Consider the following 20394-nt stretch of genomic DNA (forward strand, 5'->3'; position numbering starts at 1 on the left):
TAGTTGCCTAAAGCAAACAAGTCAAATGAATGATTTGATGATCCCGAACGCAAAGTCTTCCGGATCGAACCGCTCAGTCGTGTCCATTCGTATGCTTCTGAGGCTCACCGTTTCCAGGTGTGTTGCATAGAGCGATTCGGAAAAAAAGGTGATCAACAGGGAGCGCCGGCGTGTGCCGCTGGCGTTCAGGCTCCCGGCGTGAATCAGGTCGGCATCGAAGATCAGGATGTCGCCCGCGTTGCCCGTCAGTTGCACGGCTCGGGACTCGTCAGTGAAGTCGAACGCAGGGTCGTTCGGTGCAGGGCGATGGCTGCCGGGAACAAGGCGGGTTGCGCCGTTTTCGGGGCCGTAATCGTCGAGGTACACCAGCGCGTTGACGGTGTCGCCGGGGCGTTGCACCGACAAGTCGCGGTGCAACTGCTGGAGGCCGCCATTGGCGAGCGGTTCGCGGCCCTCGACCTGAGAGAGGAAGAAGCGTTCGCCGATCAACTCGCCCACGACCGACAGCAAGTGTGGCAGTCGGCACACGGTCTGTACGGTGGCGTCAGTGTCCAGCTGTGAATGGCGCCAGTCGATGCCGCGGGGCACGGGCCATTCGTTTGAAGGCTTCAGGCCTGCATCGAAGACAACGCGAAGCCTGTCCAGCCATGCCGGCGCAATTGCCTGGCGCAGCAGCACGTAGCCGTTTCGGTGGAGTTGCTCGCGGTCAGCCACAGACGTCCCCGGTTTTGTTGGCTAGCGCAGAGCGTAGACAAAAGCCTCGACGATTGCGCCGTCGTCCAGCGTCACCTTGGTCAACACGCGCTGATACTCAGCCCCTTCAAACTCATCCAGCGCGGTCCAGTGCCGCGATGTGCAGGCAACACCGCGATCAGTTCTGCGTCGACCGGCTCAGGAATCCGTCGATCAACGCCACCACTTGTTGCTGGATTGCTCACGCGAACGAGCGCCTCCGTCCCCGCAAATGATGCCGTAAGCGTTTTTCATTGTTTTTATCTTCCTTGATCAAATCGGGCAAACAGGGCGTTCGCCCAGACGTTCTACCAGTCTTAAGAGGTAACCGTCCGGATCCTGGACGAGAAATTCACGCTGGCCGACTTCAACATCGTCAGCGCGATACCACGTGTCTTTGCAGGTTTTATAAAGTGAGACTTGAGGGCGCCCAATTTTTCGATGATGGGAGCAACCGCCTCAACGTCGATCTGCAGATTGACGCCTCTTCCGAAAGGCTTGCTCAGATCCGCCGTCAGCCACTGGCCTGCATCTGGTTCAATCTGTTCGAGCATGACCTGAGCGCCATTCAGGTCGAGATAAGCGAAGCCATCTTCCGGGCGTTGATAAGCGACGTTGAATCCCAGGCAGGAGACCCAGAAAACGAGGCTGGCCTGCAGATTCGTGACCATTAATTCTGGAACCCGTTTGTTGCGTTCAATCATGGGGTGGAATTCCTTTTCGATGAAGTCGGGACGGCGGCGCCAGACCTCTTCCCCGCGGCAATGCGAGTAGGGCGCGTGGTAAGCGCGAATAGGGGAGCACCGAAAGCTGCACGCATCGAAAATCGTCACAAACCGCGATGACAGAGCCGTCTCTAGATACCTGTAAAAAACTGACTAGAATCCACAGATACCCATTAATTCAAGGAACAGCCGATGTCCGGTTTACGCACATTGATTGCGACCACGACCTGTATTGCAGTGCTGAGCAGTTCGCTGACAGCGCTGGCCGATCCCGGCAACGGAAAGGGACAGGGCAAAGGCAATCCGCATAACAGCCAGGACCATGGCAATCAGGGGAAAAAAGGCGGGGGCGGGTATCAGGGGCATGGCCCGAGTATCAACCATGCCGGAGTGATCGGGATTGTGGACGAGTATCGTGGTTACTGGACCCCGGGCCCGGCGTTGCCGCCCGGCATCCAGAAGAACCTGGCCCGGGGCAAACCGCTGCCGCCCGGGATAGCTAAGAAACTCGATGGTCGACTGATCGGCAGACTGCCGCACTACGACGGCTATGAGTGGCAGCAGGTCGGCACCGATCTGATCCTGGTCGCGCTGGCCACCGGGCTGATTTATGAAGTGCTCAATGGTGCCTTCGATTGAAAAATAGATCTGTCCCCATTTTATAAAAAAGCCCGGCGGATAAGGCCGGGCTTTTGTCGAGTACTGCGGTAAAACCCTGCATTCAGACGTTACGACGTTCGATCAGACGGTCAGAACCACCTTCGGCAACTGCATCGCTGAACAGTGGATCAGTCTCGGTTGCGGCTACCGCATCGCTGAACAGCGGATCAGTCTCGGTCGCGGCTACGGCGTCACTGAACAGTGGATCAGTCTGGGTCGCAGCGGCAACGGCGTCACTGAACAACGGATCGGTTTGGGTCGCGGCAGCAACCGCATCGCTGAACAGTGGATCGGTTTCAGTCGCGGCAGCAACCGCATCGCTGAACAGTGGATCGGTTTCAGTCGCGGCAAAAGCATTCAGGGCGAAGAGCGAGAAGGCGATACCGAGGAGGGTTTGGCGTTTCATGGTTCTGTACTCCGTGTGCAGTGGGTTGGTATGGAGCAGATCCTACGCTTTGGATTCGATATGAGAACTTCATTGAATTAATGGTTGTTATTGAAGCGGTCAATGATTGGGCTCGGTCGCCTGAAGTGCTCTGAATTGCTGCGCCAAATCCAGCGCCACGCGGCCGCTGTCCACCGTGGGCAGCAGACGGGTGAAGGGAATGTCGATCATCCGGTTCTCGCGCACCGCCCGCAGGGTCGACAACACCGGATCCTGCGTCAGTAACTGACGCTTGCGACTGGCCGGCGACCATTGCGCATCGGCCAGCAGGATCACGTCCGGGTCACTGGCGAGCAGGGTTTCGCGGCTCACGGTCACGCGGTACTGGTTGATGTCGGCAAACAGGTTGCGTGCACCGGCAGCAGCCAGCAGCGGAGTGACGAAACCCCGTCGGCCCTCGCTGTCGAGGCCGTTGACCTCACTGTCCAGATAAAACACTGACAACGGTTTGCCCGAGCCGGCCAGTGACCGAGCGCGGTTCAGATCAGCGTCCAGCGCATTACTCAGTTCCCGGGCTCGCGGCTGTTTGTGCAGCAGCGCGCCGAGGGTCGAGACGTCGTTGCGGATGTGTTCGAAGTAGTCCAGTGAGTGCCCGTTGCACGCCGACTCCAGCAGATAGGACGCCACGCCGTTACGCCCCAGCCCGCTGCGCGACGTCACGCCATTGCCGAAGGCCGACGCGAACCCACCGATCACCAGATCCGGTTTCTGTGAGTACAGCACTTCGCTCGACGGATAGCGCGGCGCAATCACCGGCGCGCCGAAATACTCGGACTGCGGCGCACCGTTGTCATCCAGATAGGCGACGCCCGCCAGCGCCGGGCCTGCACCCAGTGCGAGTACCAGATCGGCGGCGTGCTGATTGAGGGCGACGATTCGCGAAGGTGATGCGGCCGGTGCCTTCCAGGTCTCGCCGCAGTTGCGATAACTGTCGGCCCAGACGGGACATGTGCACAGCAGGGCGCCCCAAAAAACGAGCCTGTTCATGTGCGCGCCCTTATCAGCAGATCCTCGACCACTTCTCCGCCCACCAGATGTCCCTCAACTAGTCGTTGTGCATCCGCGTGACTGCGCACGCCGTACCAGCACGCTTCTGGATACACCGTCACGATCGGCCCCAGGTTGCACGGGAACTGACAATGGGTGCGGGTCAGCAGAACGCCGCCCGGCGTTTCTATGCGGTCATGCGCCAGCAGATGCCGGCGCAGGGTTTTCCATAGCTGCAAGGCGCCGCGCTGGGTGCAGCGCGGGCCGGTGCAGAGGAACACGTGGCGCGCATGCTCGGGAACATGCGACCAGTCCGGATGCGAATCGACGCCGTCGGTGGTGATGATGTCAGCCATCAGAAGCGATACGTGTAGCGGACTTCGGAGGTGAATGGCCGCCCGAGGTTGTCGACGTTGTTCGAGCGACTGGTGACGTAGTCGCGGTCGAACAGGTTCTCCACCAGCAGGCTTACCCGGTGCTGATGGGCGCCGTCGAGATAGCGATAAGCGTCGGTGTCCACCACCGAATAGTGGCCGTACTCGACCTGTTTCGAGCTGATCACGTCGCGGATATAGCGGATCGCGCCACCGACGCCCCACATCCGGTCGACCGACTCATAGCCAATGCGTGAACGGGCGAAAAAGCTCGGCACATCGTTCAGCGTCACGCCAGCACGCGACTCGGTGAGGTTGCGAGTCATGTCCGCCTGGAGGCTCCATTGCTCGTTGAGCGCCAGTCTGGCGTCCGCCTCGAAACCGCGCATCTGCACCCGGCCCTGGCCGTTGACCCACTGGATGTCGTCGAGGGTGATCAGGTCGTCGATCTTGCGTTTGAACAGGGTGACGCTGGCGCTGAACTCGCGGTCGAGCAGCAGGCCTTTGTAATCCAGACCGAGCTCGGCGTTGCGACTTTTCTCCGGTTTCAGATTACGGTTGCCCAACTCGTCGCCCGGTTCGTTGACGAACAGTTGCTCGGCGTTCGGCAGTTTGTAGGCAGTGCCGTACTGCCCGCGCAGGGCCCAGTTTTCGTTCAGGTCATACAGCGAAGTGAGCATGCCGACCGTGGCACTGTCGCCACCACCCATGGCCTCATGACGGATGCCGATGCTCGGATGCCAGTCGGGCAGGGCGTCGAACTGCGGGCGCAATTGGGTGTACAGCGCGTGGGCTTCGGCCTTGTCGTTGTCGATGATCAGCACATCGTCCTGACCCTTGAACCACTGGTTGTCCGTACCAAACACCAGCACGTGCCCGCCGGGCAATTGCGCCTTGCCTTCGGCCTGCACGCCCCAGTCGGTGAAGCCCCAGTAGTCGTTGTGATTGATGGTTCGGGTGCCGCCATTGGCGGTGTTGTTGATGCGCGTGTAGCGGGTGTCCCAGTCGTTGATATGACCTTTGATGAAGTAGCTCAGGCGCTCGTTGAGAGTCTGTTCGAAGGTCGCCGTGGCGATCTGCTGGACGCGGTCGTTGGTGGTCTTGTGGTTGTCCACCGGGCGGGCGAAATCGAGGTTGGCGTCGGCGTATTGGTAGAACAGCTCCAGGCGTTTGTCATCTCCGAAGGACTGAAACGCCTTGCCGCCGAACGTCGTGACTTCATAGGCGCGTTTCTTCTCGGTGACGTTTTTCAGGTCGCGATTGCGAAACGGTTGATAGCCGTCCGAGACGTTATGGCTGACGTAGGCCAGCAAGCCCAGATCGCCATAGCCGTTGCTGAAAATATTCTCGACTCGCGCATCTCCGGTGGTGCCGCCGAAGGTGTCCAGGCCCATGTTCACTTCACCGGAGGCTTTGCGGCTGTGCGGGCTGCGGGTGACGATGTTGATCACGCCCGACACCGCTTGGGTGCCGAACAACAGGCTCTGCCCACCCTTCAGCACTTCGATGCGTTCGATGGCATTGGCCGGCAAAGTGTCGAGGTACAAACCGCCGTACAGGCGATTGTTCAGACGCACGCCGTCGAGCAGGACCAGCGTGTCGTCGTTGCGCCCGCCGAGCAGGGAATAGGTGCCGTAGTCGAACGGGCCGTTTTTCGGCGCGACGTACAGGCCGGGAATGAACATCTGCATCACGCGGCTGACATCGGCGCTGGGGCCGGCGCGCTCGATCTGCTCGCGGGTGACAACCTCGATCTTGCTGCCGAACTGCACCATGTCGGCCACGGTGGTGGACTCCACCGACGGCGCGGAAACGATTTGCTGGTGGAGTTCGAGCGGCGCGTCGTCCGCCTGCAACAGAGGGCTGAACAGACAGCCGAACAACAGGGATGGAGCCGGAGTGTTGAAAGGTTTGATCATCGTCTTCTCGAAAGGATCTTCGCAGAAGAGCATGCAAGAGAAGGCATCGCGCACACGCCGACACCGGCCCATGCCCGCCCACCGCAGGAGTTTGCCAAACAGCATTTCAGGCCGGTCTCCGGGCTCGCGCGTATGGACGCTTTCACCTTCCCATGGCCGTCTGGCCACAGTGGTGTGTCGAAAGCATCACGCGCCTACCGTTGCGGGGGCAGCACCGGACTTGTTCGAAAAGAACGTACCGGTTTCCCGTTTCACCCCATGCACGGCGGCATGGGACACCTGAAACAGGGCGGCATCTGAACACTCGGGTGGGCGGGCGTCAACTACCCGCATGTGTCGAGGATGACGACCGCTGGTTTGCCGGTTGCTGCGCAATCCCAGCGGCCGCAATCGGGCGCAACTGGTGGCGGCGTATTAGCAGCTCCAGCGGGCCTCGAGCGCCACCACGTAGGCGCTGAACATGTCCGCCATCCCCTCGGCGCGGTCTGTGATTTCCTCGTCGCTACGCGGACTGAGTGAAAAGTCTTTGCCCACCGAACTGAGCGTGGCGAGGAGCAGATCACAGGCTTGCGTGCGAACGGCTTCGCTGGCGCCGGGCAGCAACTCCACCATGAACGTCGCAAAGATCCGTTTGCCCGCTGCCCGCACCTCATGGGCTTCCGGCGCATCGCGATAAAGCGGCGCCGCATCACTCAACGCGCCGCGCATCTGCGCCTCCTCGCACTCCGAACGAATGAACGCATGCACCAGCGTGCGCAGGCGCTCCAGCGGCGGCTGTTCAAGATTTTCCAGAATTCGTTGCAGCATCCCCGTGGTCTGCAACCACTCATCACTCTGCAAGCGAAACAGAATCGCCGCCTTGTTCGGGAAATATTGATACAGCGACCCGACACTCACGCCAGCCTTCTCCGCGACCCGCGCCGTGGTGAAACGGGCCGCGCCTTCTTTGGCCAAAACCTGAATAGCCGCCTCAAGAATCGCCGCCACCAACTCGGCGGAGCGTGCCTGTTGCGGCTGTTTGCGTGAGGAAATACGGGCGGTCTGGCGATCAGTCATGGGCGGCTCGGGCGTCGGGGCGGAATGCGAATAGCGAACAGGGCCATTCGCTCGCATCATTTAAATGCGACGAATCATTCGCATATTAGCTCCCAACTTACGGAAAACCATCATGACAACCCTGACCACCGAACCGCTGGCGACCCTGATCGAACGCCTCTACACCCAGGCCAGCGCCGCCACCAGCCCGGCGTTGAACGACGTGTCCAATGAAGAACGCGAACGCCTGATGCACAGCAAAACCGAATATCGTGAGCTCTACGGCATGCTCAAAGACCTGTGGCTGCCCGTCTCCCGCGACACCGGCAAACTGCTGTACATGCTGGCACGCAGCACAAAGGCCAAAGCCATCGTCGAGTATGGCACCTCGTTCGGCCTGTCCACTCTGCACCTGGCGGCAGCGCTGCGGGATAACGGTGGCGGTGTGCTGATCGGCAGCGAATTCGAACCGTCGAAGATTGAACTGGCGCGCCGTCACGTTGTTGAGGGCGGGGTGAGTGATCTGATTGAAATTCGCGAAGGGGATGCGCTCGTAACGCTGGCTCGCGATCTGCCATCGACTGTTGATCTGCTTCTGCTCGATGGTGCGAAAGCGCTGTATGGCGACGTGCTGAAACTGGTTGAAAAACACCTGCGGCCGGGTGCGCTGGTGGTGGCGGATAACACCGATTACTGCCCGGAGTATCTGGCACATGTGCGCTCGTCGGGCAATGGCTACGTGAGCGTGCCGTTTGCGGATGATATTGAGGTGTCGATGCGGTTGGGGTGAAAGCCGTTGCTGTTCATGTTGCAAAAAGAAGGGGACTGATCCACGGATTAATGGATCAGTCCCCGTTTTTCGCTACGATCAAGTGAAGACGCGCAAAGAGCGGCCCTTGATGGATTACCTGATTCGAAACGCTACGAATGCAGATGCGCCAGCGATCAGTCGAACGATCATCAGTGCTTTGCGCGAATCCAACGTTCAGGACTACTCCGCCGAAATCATCGAGCAGGTGGCGCAAAGCTTTTCTCCTCCGGCGATCCTTCATCTTTTGGCTGAGCGTCAAGTCCTCGTTGCTGTAGCCGGCAGCCATATCGTTGCGACAGCGAGTCTGGATCACGACATTGTCCGAAGTGTGTTTGTCGACCCGCGCTATCAAGGAAAGGGTATCGGAAGATACTTGATGGAGAGGATTCAATCACTTGCCATCAATGCGGGGCTGAACCAGCTGCGTGTGCCTTCTTCAATCACCGCAGAAAGCTTTTATGCTTCGCTTGGGTTTGAAAAGGTTCGAGACGAGGGGCGGAGCGCACGGTCATCATGGCGAAGGCATTGGAGCTGTAGCGCCTCAGAGTGCAGAGAGGCATGAAGCAAAAGAATGGATTACATCCTCGATATCCTGCTCAACCTGCTGGCTCATCGAATCGGGGTCTACGTGCTTGGCTTGCTGAGTAGCGGTCGACTCAAGGGTGAAAGTGGTTTTGCCTGGGGCTGGGCAGTCGCCGTCGGTGGGGTGGTGCTGTTGGCACCGTTCGTGGCGTTCATCGCTTTGCTCATTCAGTCTCGCAGCGGGTAAAAGCGGATGATCATGAGGCGCCGCGTACGCTTTGCGCCTTCACTGTAAGAAGTAAGGCAGGTCTATTCTCACGCTTTGGATTGATAAATCTTTTCCGTTTTTTCTTCCGGAAAAGCAGAGGATCACCCAGATGAGCTCGATGCTGAAGTCTCGCTCGATACTGTTCTAAGTGCGAGTTTGGGGCATGTTGAACGCAGTCCATCGATATGCTCCATCAAACTATCGGGAATGCTCTGCCACATCGGGTCGAGTATAAAATCAACACCTTCGCGCCGAGCCATCTTCGCCGCGGGTACAAAATCCGCATCACCTGCAATCAGGACAATTTGATCGACCTGTTGTTTGAAAGAAAGTGATGCGACATCGACACCAATTCTCATATCAACACCTTTTTGCCGGGTCTCGATGCTGACGTCGGTTTCGGTGAGGTCTGCTATCTGGATTTTTCCCTTGAGTAGCTCCGCAATCCTAGAAGGTTTGATTGTCCATTTCACATCTTTGGAAAGGTGTCCCAGGCGCAATGCCAATTTTCGTTTGCTTCGCAACCGAATGTGCAGCTCTCTTCGAAACACGGCTTCTCTTGATTTGGAGAAATCGACGAGCCTTTTTGTGATGGGGTTGTGTTGCTTGGTGTCCAGAGGAGGGCAGTCGTAAAAGAATATTCTGTAAAGGTCTTTTCTGGAGGGCTGTTGCAGCCTTGAAGCTGGGCAATTTGGACGGGGCGGCATCCAGGCTGTCAGATGCGCCGTCGCCCATCGGTGGACGAGATCAGCGGCCCGTTCGGCATTGAATGCATTGTGGGGCTCGATCCTTCGAAATCGCTTGATGAAGTAGGCGCCGTCAACCAGAACTGCTGTGGGCATGCGTTCTTCCTGAAAACAAAAACGCCCAAGGGTTTGGCACGTCCTGGATGATTAGGACGGCTTACTGCCTTGGGCGGGATGTGGGCAGATTAGGGAGCGCTGACGATGGCGTCAACCGTTCACTCTTTGAGTCGATCAAGGGATAACCTTCGATCTTGAATGTCTTCTGCGTTCAGTCGATGGGCAGTGACGGAAAAAGAATACGGCTTGAGGGCGCGCCCTGAAAGCCGGCGCTTTCTGGCAAATTTGTAGGCACTTACGCAAGGGTTTGTAGGCTCAAGTAGGTGAAGTCAGACGTTTAAACGATCGCGTTTAGGTATCTGATGGGGACGGAGCTATTTTCATGTTCAGGATTAATAGGTCGATCCCCATTTTTCCTGATCTGTTGCTGACGGCTCCCAACACGCGGCGAGGGTACGCCTTGCTTCAGAACAGACCTTCGAGGCATTTTTCGATTTGATCCGCCATATATTCGACAGGATTCGTCTATCGTCTAAAAAATCATCATGGGGTCAGGATCAGGGAGCTGATCATGAATCGTCAGGAAGACCTAACGTCATCTGGAAGCGGATATTCTGGCTTTTCATTGCCCTGCTGGGGCTGGCGATTGCCGTCACTTACAGTCTGCCCGACTACAAAGTGCCCTTTATCGTTTGTATCGCAGGGAATATCGGTGGCTACGTTGGGTTTCACAGACGACTGTCGATACTCACTGATCCGGAAATCGAAAACCTCTCCAGATCTTGGTTTGCCTTGATACTGCCTTCGTTCATCGGAGGGATTCTGGCGGGGCTTTTGTATCTTTTGTTCCTGTCCGGCGTTATCAAGGGCGATCTTTTTCCGGTGATCGTTCCGGACGATGATCCGCAGTGTTTGAAGCAAATCTTCAACGATATTTTTTGCCAGCATGCAGAGGGATATGCGGCCTATGCCAAGTTGCTGTTCTGGTCATTCGTGGCGGGCTTCAATCAAGACTATGTCGTTGACCTGATCGAGAACATAAAAGGCTCCGACAAAAAGGCGGGCTGAAGCAGGAGCAAAAAATGGAGCAAAAAATGGGGACAGATCTATTTTCGCGTCACGGATAAATAGATCTGTCCCCATTTTAAGAAGCTCGATCAGTCACCACTCGACGAGCATCGCGCCGCACCGCCTGCGGAGGCACGCCGAAGCCTCGGATAAACGCTTCACGCATATGGCGGCGATCACGAAAACCCGATTCGCTGGCGATGACATCGAGGGAGTGCCGGCTCTGTTCAATCATCAAACGAGCGGCCTCCAGGCGCAGGCCTTCGATGGCCTTGGCGGGCGACTGACCGGTTTCCGCGCTGAAAATGCGGGTGAACTGGCGCGGGCTCAGGTGCGCCACGCCGGCCAGTTCCTCGACACTGATCGCGCGGTTCAAATGTTTTCGCGCGTAGTTCAGAGCGCTCTGGATACGGTCGGACTTGGGCGCGAGGTCGAGCATTTCCGAGTGCTGCGACTGCCCGCCGGACCGGTGCTGGTGCATCACCAGTTTGTGTGCCACCGAACGGGCGACCTCGGCCCCCAGATCCTTCTCCACCATGCCGACCGCAAGGTCCAGCCCGGCAGTCATGCCCGCTGACGTCCAGAAGGAGCCGTCGACGATATAGATGCGGTCGACCTCGACGCTGATTTCGGGATGGCGCTTTTGCAGAGTCTGGGCGTAGGCCCAGTGGGTTGTCGCACGTCGGCCGCTCAACAAACCTGCTTCGGCGAGGATGAAACCGCCCGTGCAGATACCGACAGTGCGTCTGGCCTGGCTGCCGGCCTTGCGTACGAAATCGAGCACCGCCGTAGGCGTTTCGTTTTTCACGGGGTCGTTGACCCCGACCACGATCCACGTATCGGCCAGTCCGGGCGCCTGAAGCGGGCGCGTTTCCAGGGCCAGCCCCAGCGAGGAAAGCACCATGCCGCCGTCCGGCGAGAAATTTTCGACGCTGTAGAAGGGCTCCTCGGCGATCTGGTTGGCGAACTCGAAAACAGCCTGGGTTGCCAGCGAGAGCACCTGAAAGCCGTCGGTGAGCAAGTAGCCGATGCGATGCATTGTTTTATCTCGAATGTCCTGAATCACTACCCTATACGTCATTTGAGATATCGCCTAGCCGTCGCATGCTGTTCTCCAGTGCTTCCCCCAACCCTGGAGACTCGACATGACTCAATCCCGCCTCGGTACTGCCCTTATCACCGGCGCTTCGTCCGGCATCGGTGCTGTGTATGCTGAACGTCTGGCCCGACGTGGCCACGACCTGATCCTGGTCGCGCGAAACCGCGACCGCCTGAATGCCCTCGCCAAACGCCTGAGTGACGAAACCGGCCGCAACATAGAAGTCGTGGCTGCCGACCTGTCCGACCGAGCCGATCTGGCAGGAGTCGAGGAGCGGCTAAAGACAGATGCCAGCATTTCTCTGCTGGTGAACAACGCCGGAGTGGGCGCGACTCAGCCCCTGCTGGAATCGAACGTCGACAAACTCGAAGACTTGCTCACGCTCAACGTGAACGTGCTGATGCGACTGACGTACGCGGCTGTTCCGGGTTTTGTCGCCCGTGGCGGCGGCACACTGATCAACATCGCCTCCATCGTGGGCATCGCCCCGGAGTTGTTGAACGGTGTTTACGGCGGCTCCAAGGCCTTCGTCCTGGCGTTCAGCCAATCCTTGCGCCACGAACTGGCGGACAAGAACGTGCGCGTTCAGGCAGTCCTGCCCGGCGCGACGGCCACCGAGTTCTGGGGCGTGGCCGGCACACCGCTGGAGCATCTGCCGGAAGCCATCGTGATGCGCGCGGAAGACATGGTGGACGCGGCACTGTCCGGCCTCGATCAGGGCGAGTTCGTCACCATTCCGGCGCTTCCGGACATTGCCGATCTGGATGCCTATGAGGCTGCGCGTCAGAAGCTCATGCCCAATTTGTCGTTGAGTGAGGCGGCTGCACGTTATCGCACTGAAGCCTGAGGCAGGCATTGACGCAAAAAATGAGGCAGACCTTTTATCCCGTCACCGGATAACAGATCTGCCTCATTTCATTTGTTCGTATGGGAAATCACGCCGCTCATATATTGGTGCAGCAAAAATGAGCAAAAATGGGGACAGATCTATTTTCACGCCACGGATAAACAGATCCGTCCCCATTTCAATGAATACACATCGATGCCGAGGCCGGCGCGAAATTCCCTCGCAGCTGGTAAATCAGCGGGCCAGCGTCACCCAAGGCGCACCTTCAGCAAAAGCGCCCTTGATCCAGTCCTTGAACGCCGTAGTCGTCGCTGTGTTGAACCGCGCCGACGGCCGCACCAGATAAACCCCGGTGTCAGCGTCCAGTTGCCACTCGGGAAGCACCCGCACCAGACGCCCCTCGCGCAGGTCGTTGGTCATCAGCCAGTCACCGCCGGCCAGAATCCCCGCACCCCTACGCGCGGCACACAGCTGCGCTTCGTTGTCATTGCTGACCAGACGGCTGCGGACTTTGACGGTTTGTTTGTCATCACCGCGAGTCAGTCGCCATTCGGGATACGAATGCAGCCCGGTGAACCCCAGGCAATGATGATCGGCAAGATCCGCCGGGGTTTTCGGCTCGCCATGTTGTTGAAGGTAGGAGGGCGCGGCACACAGGATTCGGCGGTGATCGCAGAGCTTTTTCGCCACCAGCCGATTGTCCGCCAGCTCGCCGATGCGGATCGCCGCGTCGAAACCTTCGGCGACGATATCGACGAAGCGCTCGGCATATTCAACCTCCAGCGCCACGTTCGGATGGGCCAGGGCAAACGCCGAAACGATATCGCCCAGCCACAGCCGACCCATGGCGGCCGGCAGGGCGATGCGCAAACGCCCGCGAACCTCGGCGGCGCCCTCGCGCGCATCCTGTTCCGCTTCGGCGATCAGACTGACCGCATGCCCGAACCGCGCCACCAGCCGTTGCCCCTCATCGGTGAAACGCAATTGCCGGGTGGTGCGCTCGATCAGCCGCACCCCCAGCCGCGACTCCAGCGCGCTGAGCCGTTTCGACAGCACCGAGGGATGGCGCTGCAACGTCCGGCTCGCCGCCGCAAACGATCCGTGCTCGGCCAGGGCCAGCAGGGTGGCGACTTCATCGGCCTGACGGCTATCGAACAGATCCATGCAACGACAACCCTCGTGGATGACCCGAAAAAAGACTCAAGGCACCAGCACAACCGCCCCCGGCAAACCGCCCCGGTGCAGATCGGCATGGGCCCGGGCGACGTCCGCCAGCGGATAACGACGCCCGACATTGGGCTGGATGATACCGGCGTCAATCGCTTGCAACACGTCCTTTGCACGCTGCTGGTATTCCTCCGGCGTGGCGGTGTGGGCCGCGAGGGACGGTCGGGTCAGGAACAACGAACCCTTGGCATTCAGGGTGCTGATCTCGACCGGCGCCGGCGCCCCCGACGCCATACCGAACGACACAAGCAACCCGCGCGGGCGCAGGCAATTCAACGACGCCTCGAAAGACACCCGGCCAATCGGGTCGTACACCACATCCACTTTCTGGCCCTGGGTAAGGTCGGCCACCGCGTCGGCCAGTGTCGTCGCATCGAACACCAACACCTCATCACAACCCGCCAACCGGGCGCGCTCGACACTCTCGGCGCTGGACACCACACCGATCACAATCGCCCCCAAGTGCTTCGCCCACGGCACCATGATCTGCCCCAGCGCACCGGCCGCGCCGTAGATCAGCACTGTCGAACCCGGCCCGACCGGGTAAGTGGACTTGAGCAAATACTGCGCGGTGATGCCCTTGAACAGCACAGCCGCCGCGTCCTCGAAACTCAGGCTGTCGGGGATCTTCACCAGCCGATTGGCCGGGTAGAGGCGGGCGCTGGCATAGGCGCCGACAGGGCCCGTGGCATAAGCGACCCGGTCGCCGACGGCCACGTTCGTCACATCGGCACCCACTGCTAAGACCCGCCCGGCACCTTCAAGCCCCAACCCGGAAGGCAACGCCAACGGCGCGGCACCGGAACGTTGGCTTAAGTCGAGCGGGTTGACGCCAATGGCGAACTGCTCAAGCCAGACCTCGCCGGGGCCGGGTGTTTGCGCGGTGGATGGCTCAAGCTGAATGACCTGAGGCTCACCGGTTTGGTGGATGACGGCAGTGGTGACCATGTTGAATGCTCCCTTACGTTGATTGTGGGGAGAGTCTAAAGGTGTGCGTGGGGAGCACTAGTCGGGTTGGTTGCAGTTCATATGTGCATTAAATGCAGTAATTGGATCAAGGCCTCGTGGTTGGAATTCAACGCCCTTTACTGAAACGCAAACAGCCCGGGCCGACGCCCTTCGTAGTTAACGAGGGTGTCGGCCCGGGCTGTTTTGCATTTCATAACCTTGAGCCTCGCTTTTGCATGCAATAGCGGGGGACTCAACAAGTCGCGCTGTAGAAGCCGCCCCGAACGGCTACTACAGCCATCGCCGGTTACGCGACCTCGACGTGATCAAGCGCCTGATTCACCGCCAGCTCGGCAATCATCACCACCTGCGCAATACCGATCGCCGTTTTGCGATGCGACGGATCGAGCGTTGCCGCGAAATTACTGAGCATTTCACTGGCCGCCCCGAGGTTTTCGCTGGCATTGGCCAGCAAACATTCGGTGTTGTACTTCGGATTGGCCAGGTACATCCGCTCGGGCTCGTTCAAGGACGACATGATCCCGGCGGCGGGGAAGAGGTAGTGATCCAGCGCGCGCTCGGCGGCGTCGTGGAGTTTTTTCGAGTTGGGGGATTCGTAGGGGGAGGTGGGGTCGGTTTCGGGTGGGTTGGGTGTTGGTTTGATCATGGTGAAACTCCTACATCGTCAAATGGGAGCCGACACTCTCGCTACCAAACGATGGGTGGCGGCCATGCTCAGGTTGGTAGACCGGGACGTAGGAACCGGCGCGCCCGAAGACGCCCTGTGCATGACCACCATGACGCGGAGTCTTTCAGACACTGCACATCATGATGCTTATGCAACCTACGATAATCCGGGGCTACCAAACCCCATCACTGTTTTTCAGTGACCGGGAAACGATAAGACCCGCGTCGTAGACGCACAAGCCGGCGGATTCTGGCGTAGTCGTAGGCAATGACGCAAGGCGTTGTAGCCTTGGGGAAGTTACGGCGGGTTGCTTTAAACGGGCCTGTTTAAGCGCTCAAAGCCTGGAGGAAATCTCCTTCCAGATGTAGCCATAGTTGTATTGCAGCCAGCGAACCAACGCCTTATCAAACTGCCTGCGAAACCAGTTACGTTTTCTTGCAGCCAGCCTTTCCTCAATTGAGGCTCTGAGCGAGTCAGGATCGAAGCCTGTCCAGACAGTGGGCAAGACTGCTGCAATATTGGTGAAGCACACGGGCGCCACTTCTGAATACAGGATTTTGTACAGCAAGTCCGGATCGACGCCTTCGACCTCACGCGCGATGTAGTCGTAATCGGTCGGAAAATCGTTGAAAGGCCAGGAGAGTGCGGCTCTGACGTCGGTCAGTTGCGGCTCAGCCAGAAGATGTCCCAAAACCAAAACTCCTTTAGATCGCCACTCAGTGGATGAGGACAAGAGACGGGGATATTTCTTGAGAGATAGTACTGGGCTTTATTGGCAGAAAGGGAATGGGGGGAGTTTCAGGATTTCGAAGAACGCGGGATTTATGCGAGCCATTCGCGGTGGGCGAGAGCGCTTGGCACGGAACCAAGCGCTCAGGGTAGGGCGGGGCACATGCGGCTCCGCCCTGACGCTTCAGCCTTTATTGGCTGCGTTCAGCTTGCGCAGTTCTTCATAGGTCGCCGACTGGACGAACCAGAAGCCGGAAATGATGCACCAGCACAGGGTGCCAGCCACGAAGATACCCAGCGCCGGCAAGAATCCACTGGTGAAAATCGCGACGATAGCGACCAGCCAGATGAATGCCAGGGAGAGATAGAGGACGGTGTTGTTGACGCTGATGACGAAGTCTTTCACGAGGGCATATTCCTTGCGGGATGTAGAAAAAATCCCCCTCTCCGGGGGGAGGCGCGAGCATGCTATCACAATGCCTCCATTGGCCAAGAAAAGTGAGCTCTTCATCTGAAAATAAATCCGTCCCAATTTCTTCCAACGCTAATAAACTTTCTTACAACGCATCGCGACTTGTAATAGCAATACCGTAAATTGATCTGACCTGATGATCGTATTTCGTACAGCTAGATCGAGCCAATAGTCGTTGGACATGCGTATCATAAAGCCCTCCCTCAGGACATAATATCTCAAAGGTACTAGTCGCTATTTGGTCAACTGCTTGCCCCATCTGTCGAATAATACTTTTTGCTTGATCAGCCATCATATTAAGCTTGGCCACATTTCGATCATTATTCAAAACCATAAGATCTGCAGATCTCATAAAATTTCTAGCTGCAGAAAATTGATGTTGAGATTTTTGAAATGTTTCTAGGAATTGGTAATCGATAGGGGCCAAGCTTAATTTATCTAAAACCTGGCTCCATGGGTAATTGATAATTCCTTGATTTCGATGTTGTGATTTAACAAGCTCTCGCCATCTCGAACCACTGTCCGTAACCAATACCGATCCAGTTACCTGTGCCACAAACAGTGCCATTTCATAATTAGGTCCCATCCTGAACTGGATGAACTGACCACCTTCACCAGAATTAATCTGCTGCAACATCATTAGTGGAGAGGCCTCCGCATGGTGTTCCAGTTCGGAAATGGCTTCAACTGCATCGTTTTCAGTTAACCCAAACTGATCAACGAGTGCTTTAATTCTTGCATCTTTAGGCATCATTGCTATCGAATTCAAAAAGTCTTCGATCATTAAATTATAATGTAAAACTTGCTCTTGCCTGCAAAGAATGTCTTTAGGGCGAACTTGAGAACGCTCTGCAGCCATTTCCATCATGGCTCTCATTAGATCAAGGTCAAACTCTGTTGGACTAGGGATCAGATTTACCAAGCCGAGTCCTATAAGCGGCTCCAACTCAAGCATGAACAGAAAATCTTTTAAGGCCTGGTATCTGTATTTCTGTGGCGATTTAGTAGGACTAAATTCCGGCTTAACGTTGTTAGGATTGGTTATTGGTGATTCGATTAGAAACTCGTCAAATAGAGATGCAGCAGGCAATGCATGCACGCTAATAACTCGAACATCTAATGGCCCTGTGTAAAGAGCTCGAAATTTTCCATCGGACTTTGGAAGCATCGAATAAATATCGGTTTCACGAGGCCATAAGATAGAGTAAAAATCGTATATTCTGGATATTTGGATGTCAGACAACTCGCGTCGGACGTCTACCCACGTTTTACCACTATTTAAACCAAGGATATCGCGAATACAGTTGCAAAATGCAATATTTCTCTCTCGAATACTAGCTACTTCCCAAGTAGTTCGCAGGTCAATGGGAATGTTTCGACAGCAATTTTTATACTTTTTCCCACTACCACAGCCACAAAGATCGTTGCGCCCAATCCGAGTCTCATCAACATTCTTATTCAGAAACTCGCTTTGTAGTGTCGTTCGACCAAACGCATCCTGATAATGAACGGAGCCATTTTCAAATTTGGCATACATTGCTCCACCAAATTTGTACAGTTTGTCTGGGGGAGGCAAAAGGACTTTCTTTATATCAGCCCAATCACAAGTCAATCCGTCTTCAGGGTGAAGCCATTCCTCCGCTCCAGCAGCTATAGAGGATTGGGCCCTGCTCTTGATTACATGATTAATCTGGACAACCTCACCTGCTGTCAGCTTGCGAGAGTTAATAAACTCAATAGTATTGACCATGCTTTGACGAGCGCGGGTGGAATTGGTTCGCTGCGCAAGCGGATTGACGTTATCAGGGTCTTTAGCATATTCAAGATTCGTTAGAACTAAACAACGATTCTTATCCAGCGGGATTATTGTTTGTGAGCCTTTTAAAGAAATATCCGGGTCGTTGGGGTATTCGCATAATTTTGATTCAGGAGGACATCTATGGTTGTAGATCGTAACGGGATGGTCCGAAACGATAAACTTAACATCAGAGTCTTCAGCAGAAACCAGCTCCCGGACGCCTTCCGCCCATAAAGTGCAGTGTATTGAGCGTAACGATTGCATTTCCAACATTAGCTGCGTCTGGCTCAATTCTGGATATTTACTTCTAATCCAGTCCAAACCTTTTGGAGTTCGTAGTTTTTGCGCATCAAGATAGATGAATAAACTCTGAAAATTATTATGCCATTGAGATTGATCGTCAGTCAGGAATGCTCGAACGGCTTTAGAGCCGTTATCATCAATAGGGCCAAATAGTTTTTGCTCAATATCATCATTAACATCGGTGCCGAAAAATATCGAATAGAGATCTACTTTATAGAATTCTTGAGCGGGCGTATGCCACTTTTTGGAGTGGATCGTCTTGACTTCACCATTTTTTAGGTCGATATCACGGCGCTTTAGAAAACAGAGCTGATTATCTCGCGTATGCAAAAAGCCCTTTTGATACCATTGCGCGACATAATGATTATCCCTGGTTTTGCTCATTGAAGTCACCGCTAACTATAAATTAGTTATTCGCTAGGTTAAGCTTTCTTAAGTTTTAATATCTGAAATTAGATTTTTTACTGGCGATGCGCAAGGTTAGTCGAATTGCTTGCACTTAGGCAATGGCCGATTTCATATTTCATTAGTAGAGCAGTGGAAAAGGGAACGGAAAAGGGAATAGATGTATCTTCTGAAAAATAAATCTGCCCCTGTTTCGTCCCCTGTTTTCTTTGTTTTCTTTCTGGAATAGAGAGGGAAGTTTATTCTGTCTCCCGTTTATACTGTTGTTCTAGATTCTTACAATTCCTGAACCGGGCTTTTCGAGGGCCTTAAGCCAGTCTCGGAGACCTTTGTTGTTTACTTCATTGATAGCGTATCCGCGAGCTACAATTGTTTCTTTTGCTCCAGGGCTAAGTTCCGACGTTGTAACAATCAATCCGTATTCCGCATGAAGGTGCTGCATGTCAGCATGCAGCCCTTTCACTATGACTTTCTCAACTTTGGCTTTTTGTCGCTTGCATTGAATTATCATGTGGGGAGGCTCGGAATTTTCATCTTGGCTTTTTTTCCATACTCGGACATCAACTCCATCGTCGTTTGAGCCTGGGCCGAGTTCTACACAATATCCAAGTTGATGAAAATATTCCGCCGTTAGCTCTTCAAATTTTCTCCAGTGCATATCGGAAAGTCTATTGTGGTTGGCGATCAGATAATTAACAAACCGCTGATCTATAAAACTGCCGACCTCAACCTCTCCTGAACCACCTTTAAAAAGAGACTCTAAAGCCTCAACGCTTTTCCATTCGGTGTATCGTAATCCTGAATTTGGATTTAAACGCATGCCTTGATCTATAACCTCAATTCGCTCTACGGCTAAATTAGCACCCTCTATTCCAAATTTTTCGAATGCTGTTCGGATTAAAAGTGTGGGGTCTAGAGTTTTTGTGCCGTTTGCAATTGCGTCCTCTATTAGCTTTGGCCAGATTTCAATGAAAAGACTTTGTACGCCAGTGTGAACGTGCTCAAGCTTCGTGCCGCGATATTTATGGAATAAGCCAATCCCTGTAGTATCTCCATTAAACTCTTCTTTTGTATATCCGATACGGTGAAGTAACTTGTAAAACAATTCGTCATAATCTTCGGCGCGTAATCTTATTACTTGTGTTTCAGAAGCTCTAAGGAGATCCGAGTAGCCGGTATCAACCAAGTGGTCACACATTTCCTCAATGGATAGAGCTAGACCGGATTTGTATCCGGCAGTTTCTGACAAACTATCGCCGAGAACCTCTGGATCGAACCAAATTGACCCCATTCTCTTCTTCCTTATTTGCGAGTTGATTATAAATTATTTTATGCCAAGTGTTACGTATTTGATGTTTTACGCACTAAATGTTCATTCTGTTGGGAGGCGCTGTCTCGAAGAATAAGATTTATCGTTAAAAAAGTACGTTTTGGTTGACTTCTGCCCATAATGATTTGAGTAAACAAGAAAACATTTCACCCTAAGCCTTAACCCACCGCCCCCGCCCCCAACCACTCAACCAATCCAC

The 20394-nt window shown here is 55.4% G+C and carries 20 protein-coding genes, 3 pseudogenes and 1 riboswitch; of the genes and pseudogenes, 6 read left to right on the forward strand and 17 right to left on the reverse strand.

The window, feature by feature from the left end; translation table 11 throughout:
- Nucleotides 1-21: 21 nt before the first annotated feature.
- From CAF63_RS27785 to CAF63_RS27795, 3 genes and pseudogenes are all read right to left on the reverse strand, one after another.
- The gene (locus tag CAF63_RS27785) at nucleotides 22-714 is read right to left on the reverse strand and encodes a phytanoyl-CoA dioxygenase family protein (RefSeq protein ID WP_085690559.1); all 693 of its coding nucleotides are present in this window, start codon (nucleotides 712-714) and stop codon (nucleotides 22-24) included.
- A gap of 21 nt (nucleotides 715-735) precedes the next feature.
- Nucleotides 736-846 (reverse strand): annotated as a pseudogene (locus CAF63_RS27790) (gamma-glutamylcyclotransferase); the annotation flags it as partial.
- Nucleotides 847-1005: 159 nt separating this feature from the next.
- A pseudogene (locus tag CAF63_RS27795) lies at nucleotides 1006-1436 on the reverse strand (bleomycin resistance protein).
- Nucleotides 1437-1649: 213 nt separating this feature from the next.
- Between CAF63_RS27795 and CAF63_RS27800 the strand changes: the two are divergent.
- A complete protein-coding gene (locus tag CAF63_RS27800; RefSeq protein WP_085690560.1) occupies nucleotides 1650-2096 on the forward strand; it encodes an anti-virulence regulator CigR family protein in 447 nt (148 codons plus the stop codon).
- Between the two features lie 82 nt (nucleotides 2097-2178).
- Here CAF63_RS27800 and CAF63_RS27805 read toward each other — a convergent pair whose 3' ends face one another.
- The 5 genes from CAF63_RS27805 to CAF63_RS27825 all read right to left on the reverse strand — a co-directional run bounded on the left by CAF63_RS27805 (nucleotide 2179) and on the right by CAF63_RS27825 (nucleotide 6898).
- Complete coding sequence (locus CAF63_RS27805; RefSeq protein WP_085690561.1) at nucleotides 2179-2523, reverse strand: hypothetical protein; 345 nt, start codon at nucleotides 2521-2523, stop codon at nucleotides 2179-2181.
- 99 nt (nucleotides 2524-2622) lie between these two features.
- Entirely contained in the window at nucleotides 2623-3549 is a 927-nt protein-coding gene (locus CAF63_RS27810) for an ABC transporter substrate-binding protein (protein WP_085690562.1), read from the reverse strand.
- Nucleotides 3546-3905, reverse strand: a complete 360-nt coding sequence (locus tag CAF63_RS27815) for a ferredoxin (protein WP_085690563.1) — start codon at nucleotides 3903-3905, stop codon at nucleotides 3546-3548. Before CAF63_RS27815 ends, CAF63_RS27810 begins: the two co-directional genes overlap by 4 nt.
- Nucleotides 3905-5842, reverse strand: a complete 1938-nt coding sequence (locus tag CAF63_RS27820) for a TonB-dependent siderophore receptor (RefSeq protein ID WP_085690582.1) — start codon at nucleotides 5840-5842, stop codon at nucleotides 3905-3907. Before CAF63_RS27820 ends, CAF63_RS27815 begins: the two co-directional genes overlap by 1 nt.
- Before the next feature lie 91 nt (nucleotides 5843-5933).
- Nucleotides 5934-6140: riboswitch (cobalamin riboswitch) on the reverse strand.
- A gap of 116 nt (nucleotides 6141-6256) precedes the next feature.
- Nucleotides 6257-6898, reverse strand: coding sequence for a TetR family transcriptional regulator (locus CAF63_RS27825; RefSeq protein ID WP_085690564.1), 642 nt, complete (start codon nucleotides 6896-6898; stop codon nucleotides 6257-6259).
- Nucleotides 6899-7010: 112 nt separating this feature from the next.
- Between CAF63_RS27825 and CAF63_RS27830 the strand changes: the two genes are divergently transcribed.
- From CAF63_RS27830 to CAF63_RS27840, 3 genes and pseudogenes are all read left to right on the forward strand, one after another.
- Nucleotides 7011-7667, forward strand: coding sequence for an O-methyltransferase (locus CAF63_RS27830; RefSeq protein WP_085690565.1), 657 nt, complete (start codon nucleotides 7011-7013; stop codon nucleotides 7665-7667).
- Nucleotides 7668-7776: 109 nt separating this feature from the next.
- Nucleotides 7777-8225 (forward strand): annotated as a pseudogene (locus CAF63_RS27835) (N-acetyltransferase family protein).
- A gap of 34 nt (nucleotides 8226-8259) precedes the next feature.
- The gene (locus CAF63_RS27840) at nucleotides 8260-8457 is read left to right on the forward strand and encodes a hypothetical protein (RefSeq protein WP_085690566.1); all 198 of its coding nucleotides are present in this window, start codon (nucleotides 8260-8262) and stop codon (nucleotides 8455-8457) included.
- Between the two features lie 122 nt (nucleotides 8458-8579).
- Here the strand turns inward: CAF63_RS27840 and CAF63_RS27845 are convergent, their stop codons facing one another.
- A complete protein-coding gene (locus CAF63_RS27845; RefSeq protein WP_085690567.1) occupies nucleotides 8580-9320 on the reverse strand; it encodes an NYN domain-containing protein in 741 nt (246 codons plus the stop codon).
- 456 nt (nucleotides 9321-9776) lie between these two features.
- Here CAF63_RS27845 and CAF63_RS27850 point away from each other — a divergent pair, with 456 nt between their 5' ends.
- Complete coding sequence (locus tag CAF63_RS27850) at nucleotides 9777-10349, forward strand: hypothetical protein (protein ID WP_256574558.1); 573 nt, start codon at nucleotides 9777-9779, stop codon at nucleotides 10347-10349.
- A gap of 76 nt (nucleotides 10350-10425) precedes the next feature.
- On the opposite strand, the gene CAF63_RS27855 is transcribed toward CAF63_RS27850, so the two are convergent.
- On the reverse strand, nucleotides 10426-11388 hold the full coding sequence (locus CAF63_RS27855) for a GlxA family transcriptional regulator (RefSeq protein WP_085690568.1): 963 nt from the start codon (nucleotides 11386-11388) through the stop codon (nucleotides 10426-10428).
- A gap of 106 nt (nucleotides 11389-11494) precedes the next feature.
- Here CAF63_RS27855 and CAF63_RS27860 point away from each other — a divergent pair, with 106 nt between their 5' ends.
- Complete coding sequence (locus CAF63_RS27860; protein ID WP_085690569.1) at nucleotides 11495-12295, forward strand: SDR family oxidoreductase; 801 nt, start codon at nucleotides 11495-11497, stop codon at nucleotides 12293-12295.
- Between the two features lie 234 nt (nucleotides 12296-12529).
- Here CAF63_RS27860 and CAF63_RS27865 read toward each other — a convergent pair whose 3' ends face one another.
- From CAF63_RS27865 to CAF63_RS27895, 7 genes are all read right to left on the reverse strand, one after another.
- The gene (locus tag CAF63_RS27865; protein ID WP_085690570.1) at nucleotides 12530-13459 is read right to left on the reverse strand and encodes a LysR family transcriptional regulator; all 930 of its coding nucleotides are present in this window, start codon (nucleotides 13457-13459) and stop codon (nucleotides 12530-12532) included.
- A gap of 36 nt (nucleotides 13460-13495) precedes the next feature.
- Nucleotides 13496-14470 (reverse strand): quinone oxidoreductase, encoded by a 975-nt coding sequence (locus CAF63_RS27870; RefSeq protein ID WP_085690571.1) that lies wholly within the window; start codon nucleotides 14468-14470, stop codon nucleotides 13496-13498.
- Nucleotides 14471-14777: 307 nt separating this feature from the next.
- Nucleotides 14778-15137, reverse strand: a complete 360-nt coding sequence (locus CAF63_RS27875; protein WP_085690572.1) for a DUF6124 family protein — start codon at nucleotides 15135-15137, stop codon at nucleotides 14778-14780.
- Between the two features lie 355 nt (nucleotides 15138-15492).
- Nucleotides 15493-15849: a hypothetical protein gene (locus tag CAF63_RS27880; protein WP_085690573.1), complete on the reverse strand. Its 357-nt coding sequence runs from the start codon at nucleotides 15847-15849 to the stop codon at nucleotides 15493-15495.
- Nucleotides 15850-16071: 222 nt separating this feature from the next.
- Nucleotides 16072-16293, reverse strand: a complete 222-nt coding sequence (locus CAF63_RS27885) for a hypothetical protein (protein WP_085690574.1) — start codon at nucleotides 16291-16293, stop codon at nucleotides 16072-16074.
- A 151-nt stretch (nucleotides 16294-16444) separates the two neighbouring features.
- Nucleotides 16445-18844 (reverse strand): DUF4238 domain-containing protein, encoded by a 2400-nt coding sequence (locus CAF63_RS27890; RefSeq protein WP_085690575.1) that lies wholly within the window; start codon nucleotides 18842-18844, stop codon nucleotides 16445-16447.
- A 289-nt stretch (nucleotides 18845-19133) separates the two neighbouring features.
- Nucleotides 19134-20156, reverse strand: coding sequence for a restriction endonuclease (locus CAF63_RS27895; protein ID WP_085690576.1), 1023 nt, complete (start codon nucleotides 20154-20156; stop codon nucleotides 19134-19136).
- Nucleotides 20157-20394 lie beyond the last annotated feature (238 nt).

The organism is Pseudomonas sp. B20(2017) (genome assembly GCF_002113125.1).
Taxonomy (GTDB): Bacteria; Pseudomonadota; Gammaproteobacteria; order Pseudomonadales; family Pseudomonadaceae; genus Aquipseudomonas.

What these genes read in the sequence shown, in the direction of transcription:
- CAF63_RS27800 (WP_085690560.1), top strand. Translation starts at nt 1,650, where the DNA reads ATGTCCGGTTTACGCACATTGATTGCGACCACGACCTGTATTGCAGTG.
- CAF63_RS27805 (WP_085690561.1), bottom strand. Translation starts at nt 2,523, where the DNA reads ATGAAACGCCAAACCCTCCTCGGTATCGCCTTCTCGCTCTTCGCCCTG.
- CAF63_RS27810 (WP_085690562.1), bottom strand. Translation starts at nt 3,549, where the DNA reads ATGAACAGGCTCGTTTTTTGGGGCGCCCTGCTGTGCACATGTCCCGTC.
- CAF63_RS27815 (WP_085690563.1), bottom strand. Translation starts at nt 3,905, where the DNA reads ATGGCTGACATCATCACCACCGACGGCGTCGATTCGCATCCGGACTGG.
- CAF63_RS27820 (WP_085690582.1), bottom strand. Translation starts at nt 5,842, where the DNA reads ATGATCAAACCTTTCAACACTCCGGCTCCATCCCTGTTGTTCGGCTGT.
- CAF63_RS27825 (WP_085690564.1), bottom strand. Translation starts at nt 6,898, where the DNA reads ATGACTGATCGCCAGACCGCCCGTATTTCCTCACGCAAACAGCCGCAA.
- CAF63_RS27830 (WP_085690565.1), top strand. Translation starts at nt 7,011, where the DNA reads ATGACAACCCTGACCACCGAACCGCTGGCGACCCTGATCGAACGCCTC.
- CAF63_RS27840 (WP_085690566.1), top strand. Translation starts at nt 8,260, where the DNA reads ATGGATTACATCCTCGATATCCTGCTCAACCTGCTGGCTCATCGAATC.
- CAF63_RS27845 (WP_085690567.1), bottom strand. Translation starts at nt 9,320, where the DNA reads ATGCCCACAGCAGTTCTGGTTGACGGCGCCTACTTCATCAAGCGATTT.
- CAF63_RS27855 (WP_085690568.1), bottom strand. Translation starts at nt 11,388, where the DNA reads ATGCATCGCATCGGCTACTTGCTCACCGACGGCTTTCAGGTGCTCTCG.
- CAF63_RS27860 (WP_085690569.1), top strand. Translation starts at nt 11,495, where the DNA reads ATGACTCAATCCCGCCTCGGTACTGCCCTTATCACCGGCGCTTCGTCC.
- CAF63_RS27865 (WP_085690570.1), bottom strand. Translation starts at nt 13,459, where the DNA reads ATGGATCTGTTCGATAGCCGTCAGGCCGATGAAGTCGCCACCCTGCTG.
- CAF63_RS27870 (WP_085690571.1), bottom strand. Translation starts at nt 14,470, where the DNA reads ATGGTCACCACTGCCGTCATCCACCAAACCGGTGAGCCTCAGGTCATT.
- CAF63_RS27875 (WP_085690572.1), bottom strand. Translation starts at nt 15,137, where the DNA reads ATGATCAAACCAACACCCAACCCACCCGAAACCGACCCCACCTCCCCC.
- CAF63_RS27890 (WP_085690575.1), bottom strand. Translation starts at nt 18,844, where the DNA reads ATGAGCAAAACCAGGGATAATCATTATGTCGCGCAATGGTATCAAAAG.
- CAF63_RS27895 (WP_085690576.1), bottom strand. Translation starts at nt 20,156, where the DNA reads ATGGGGTCAATTTGGTTCGATCCAGAGGTTCTCGGCGATAGTTTGTCA.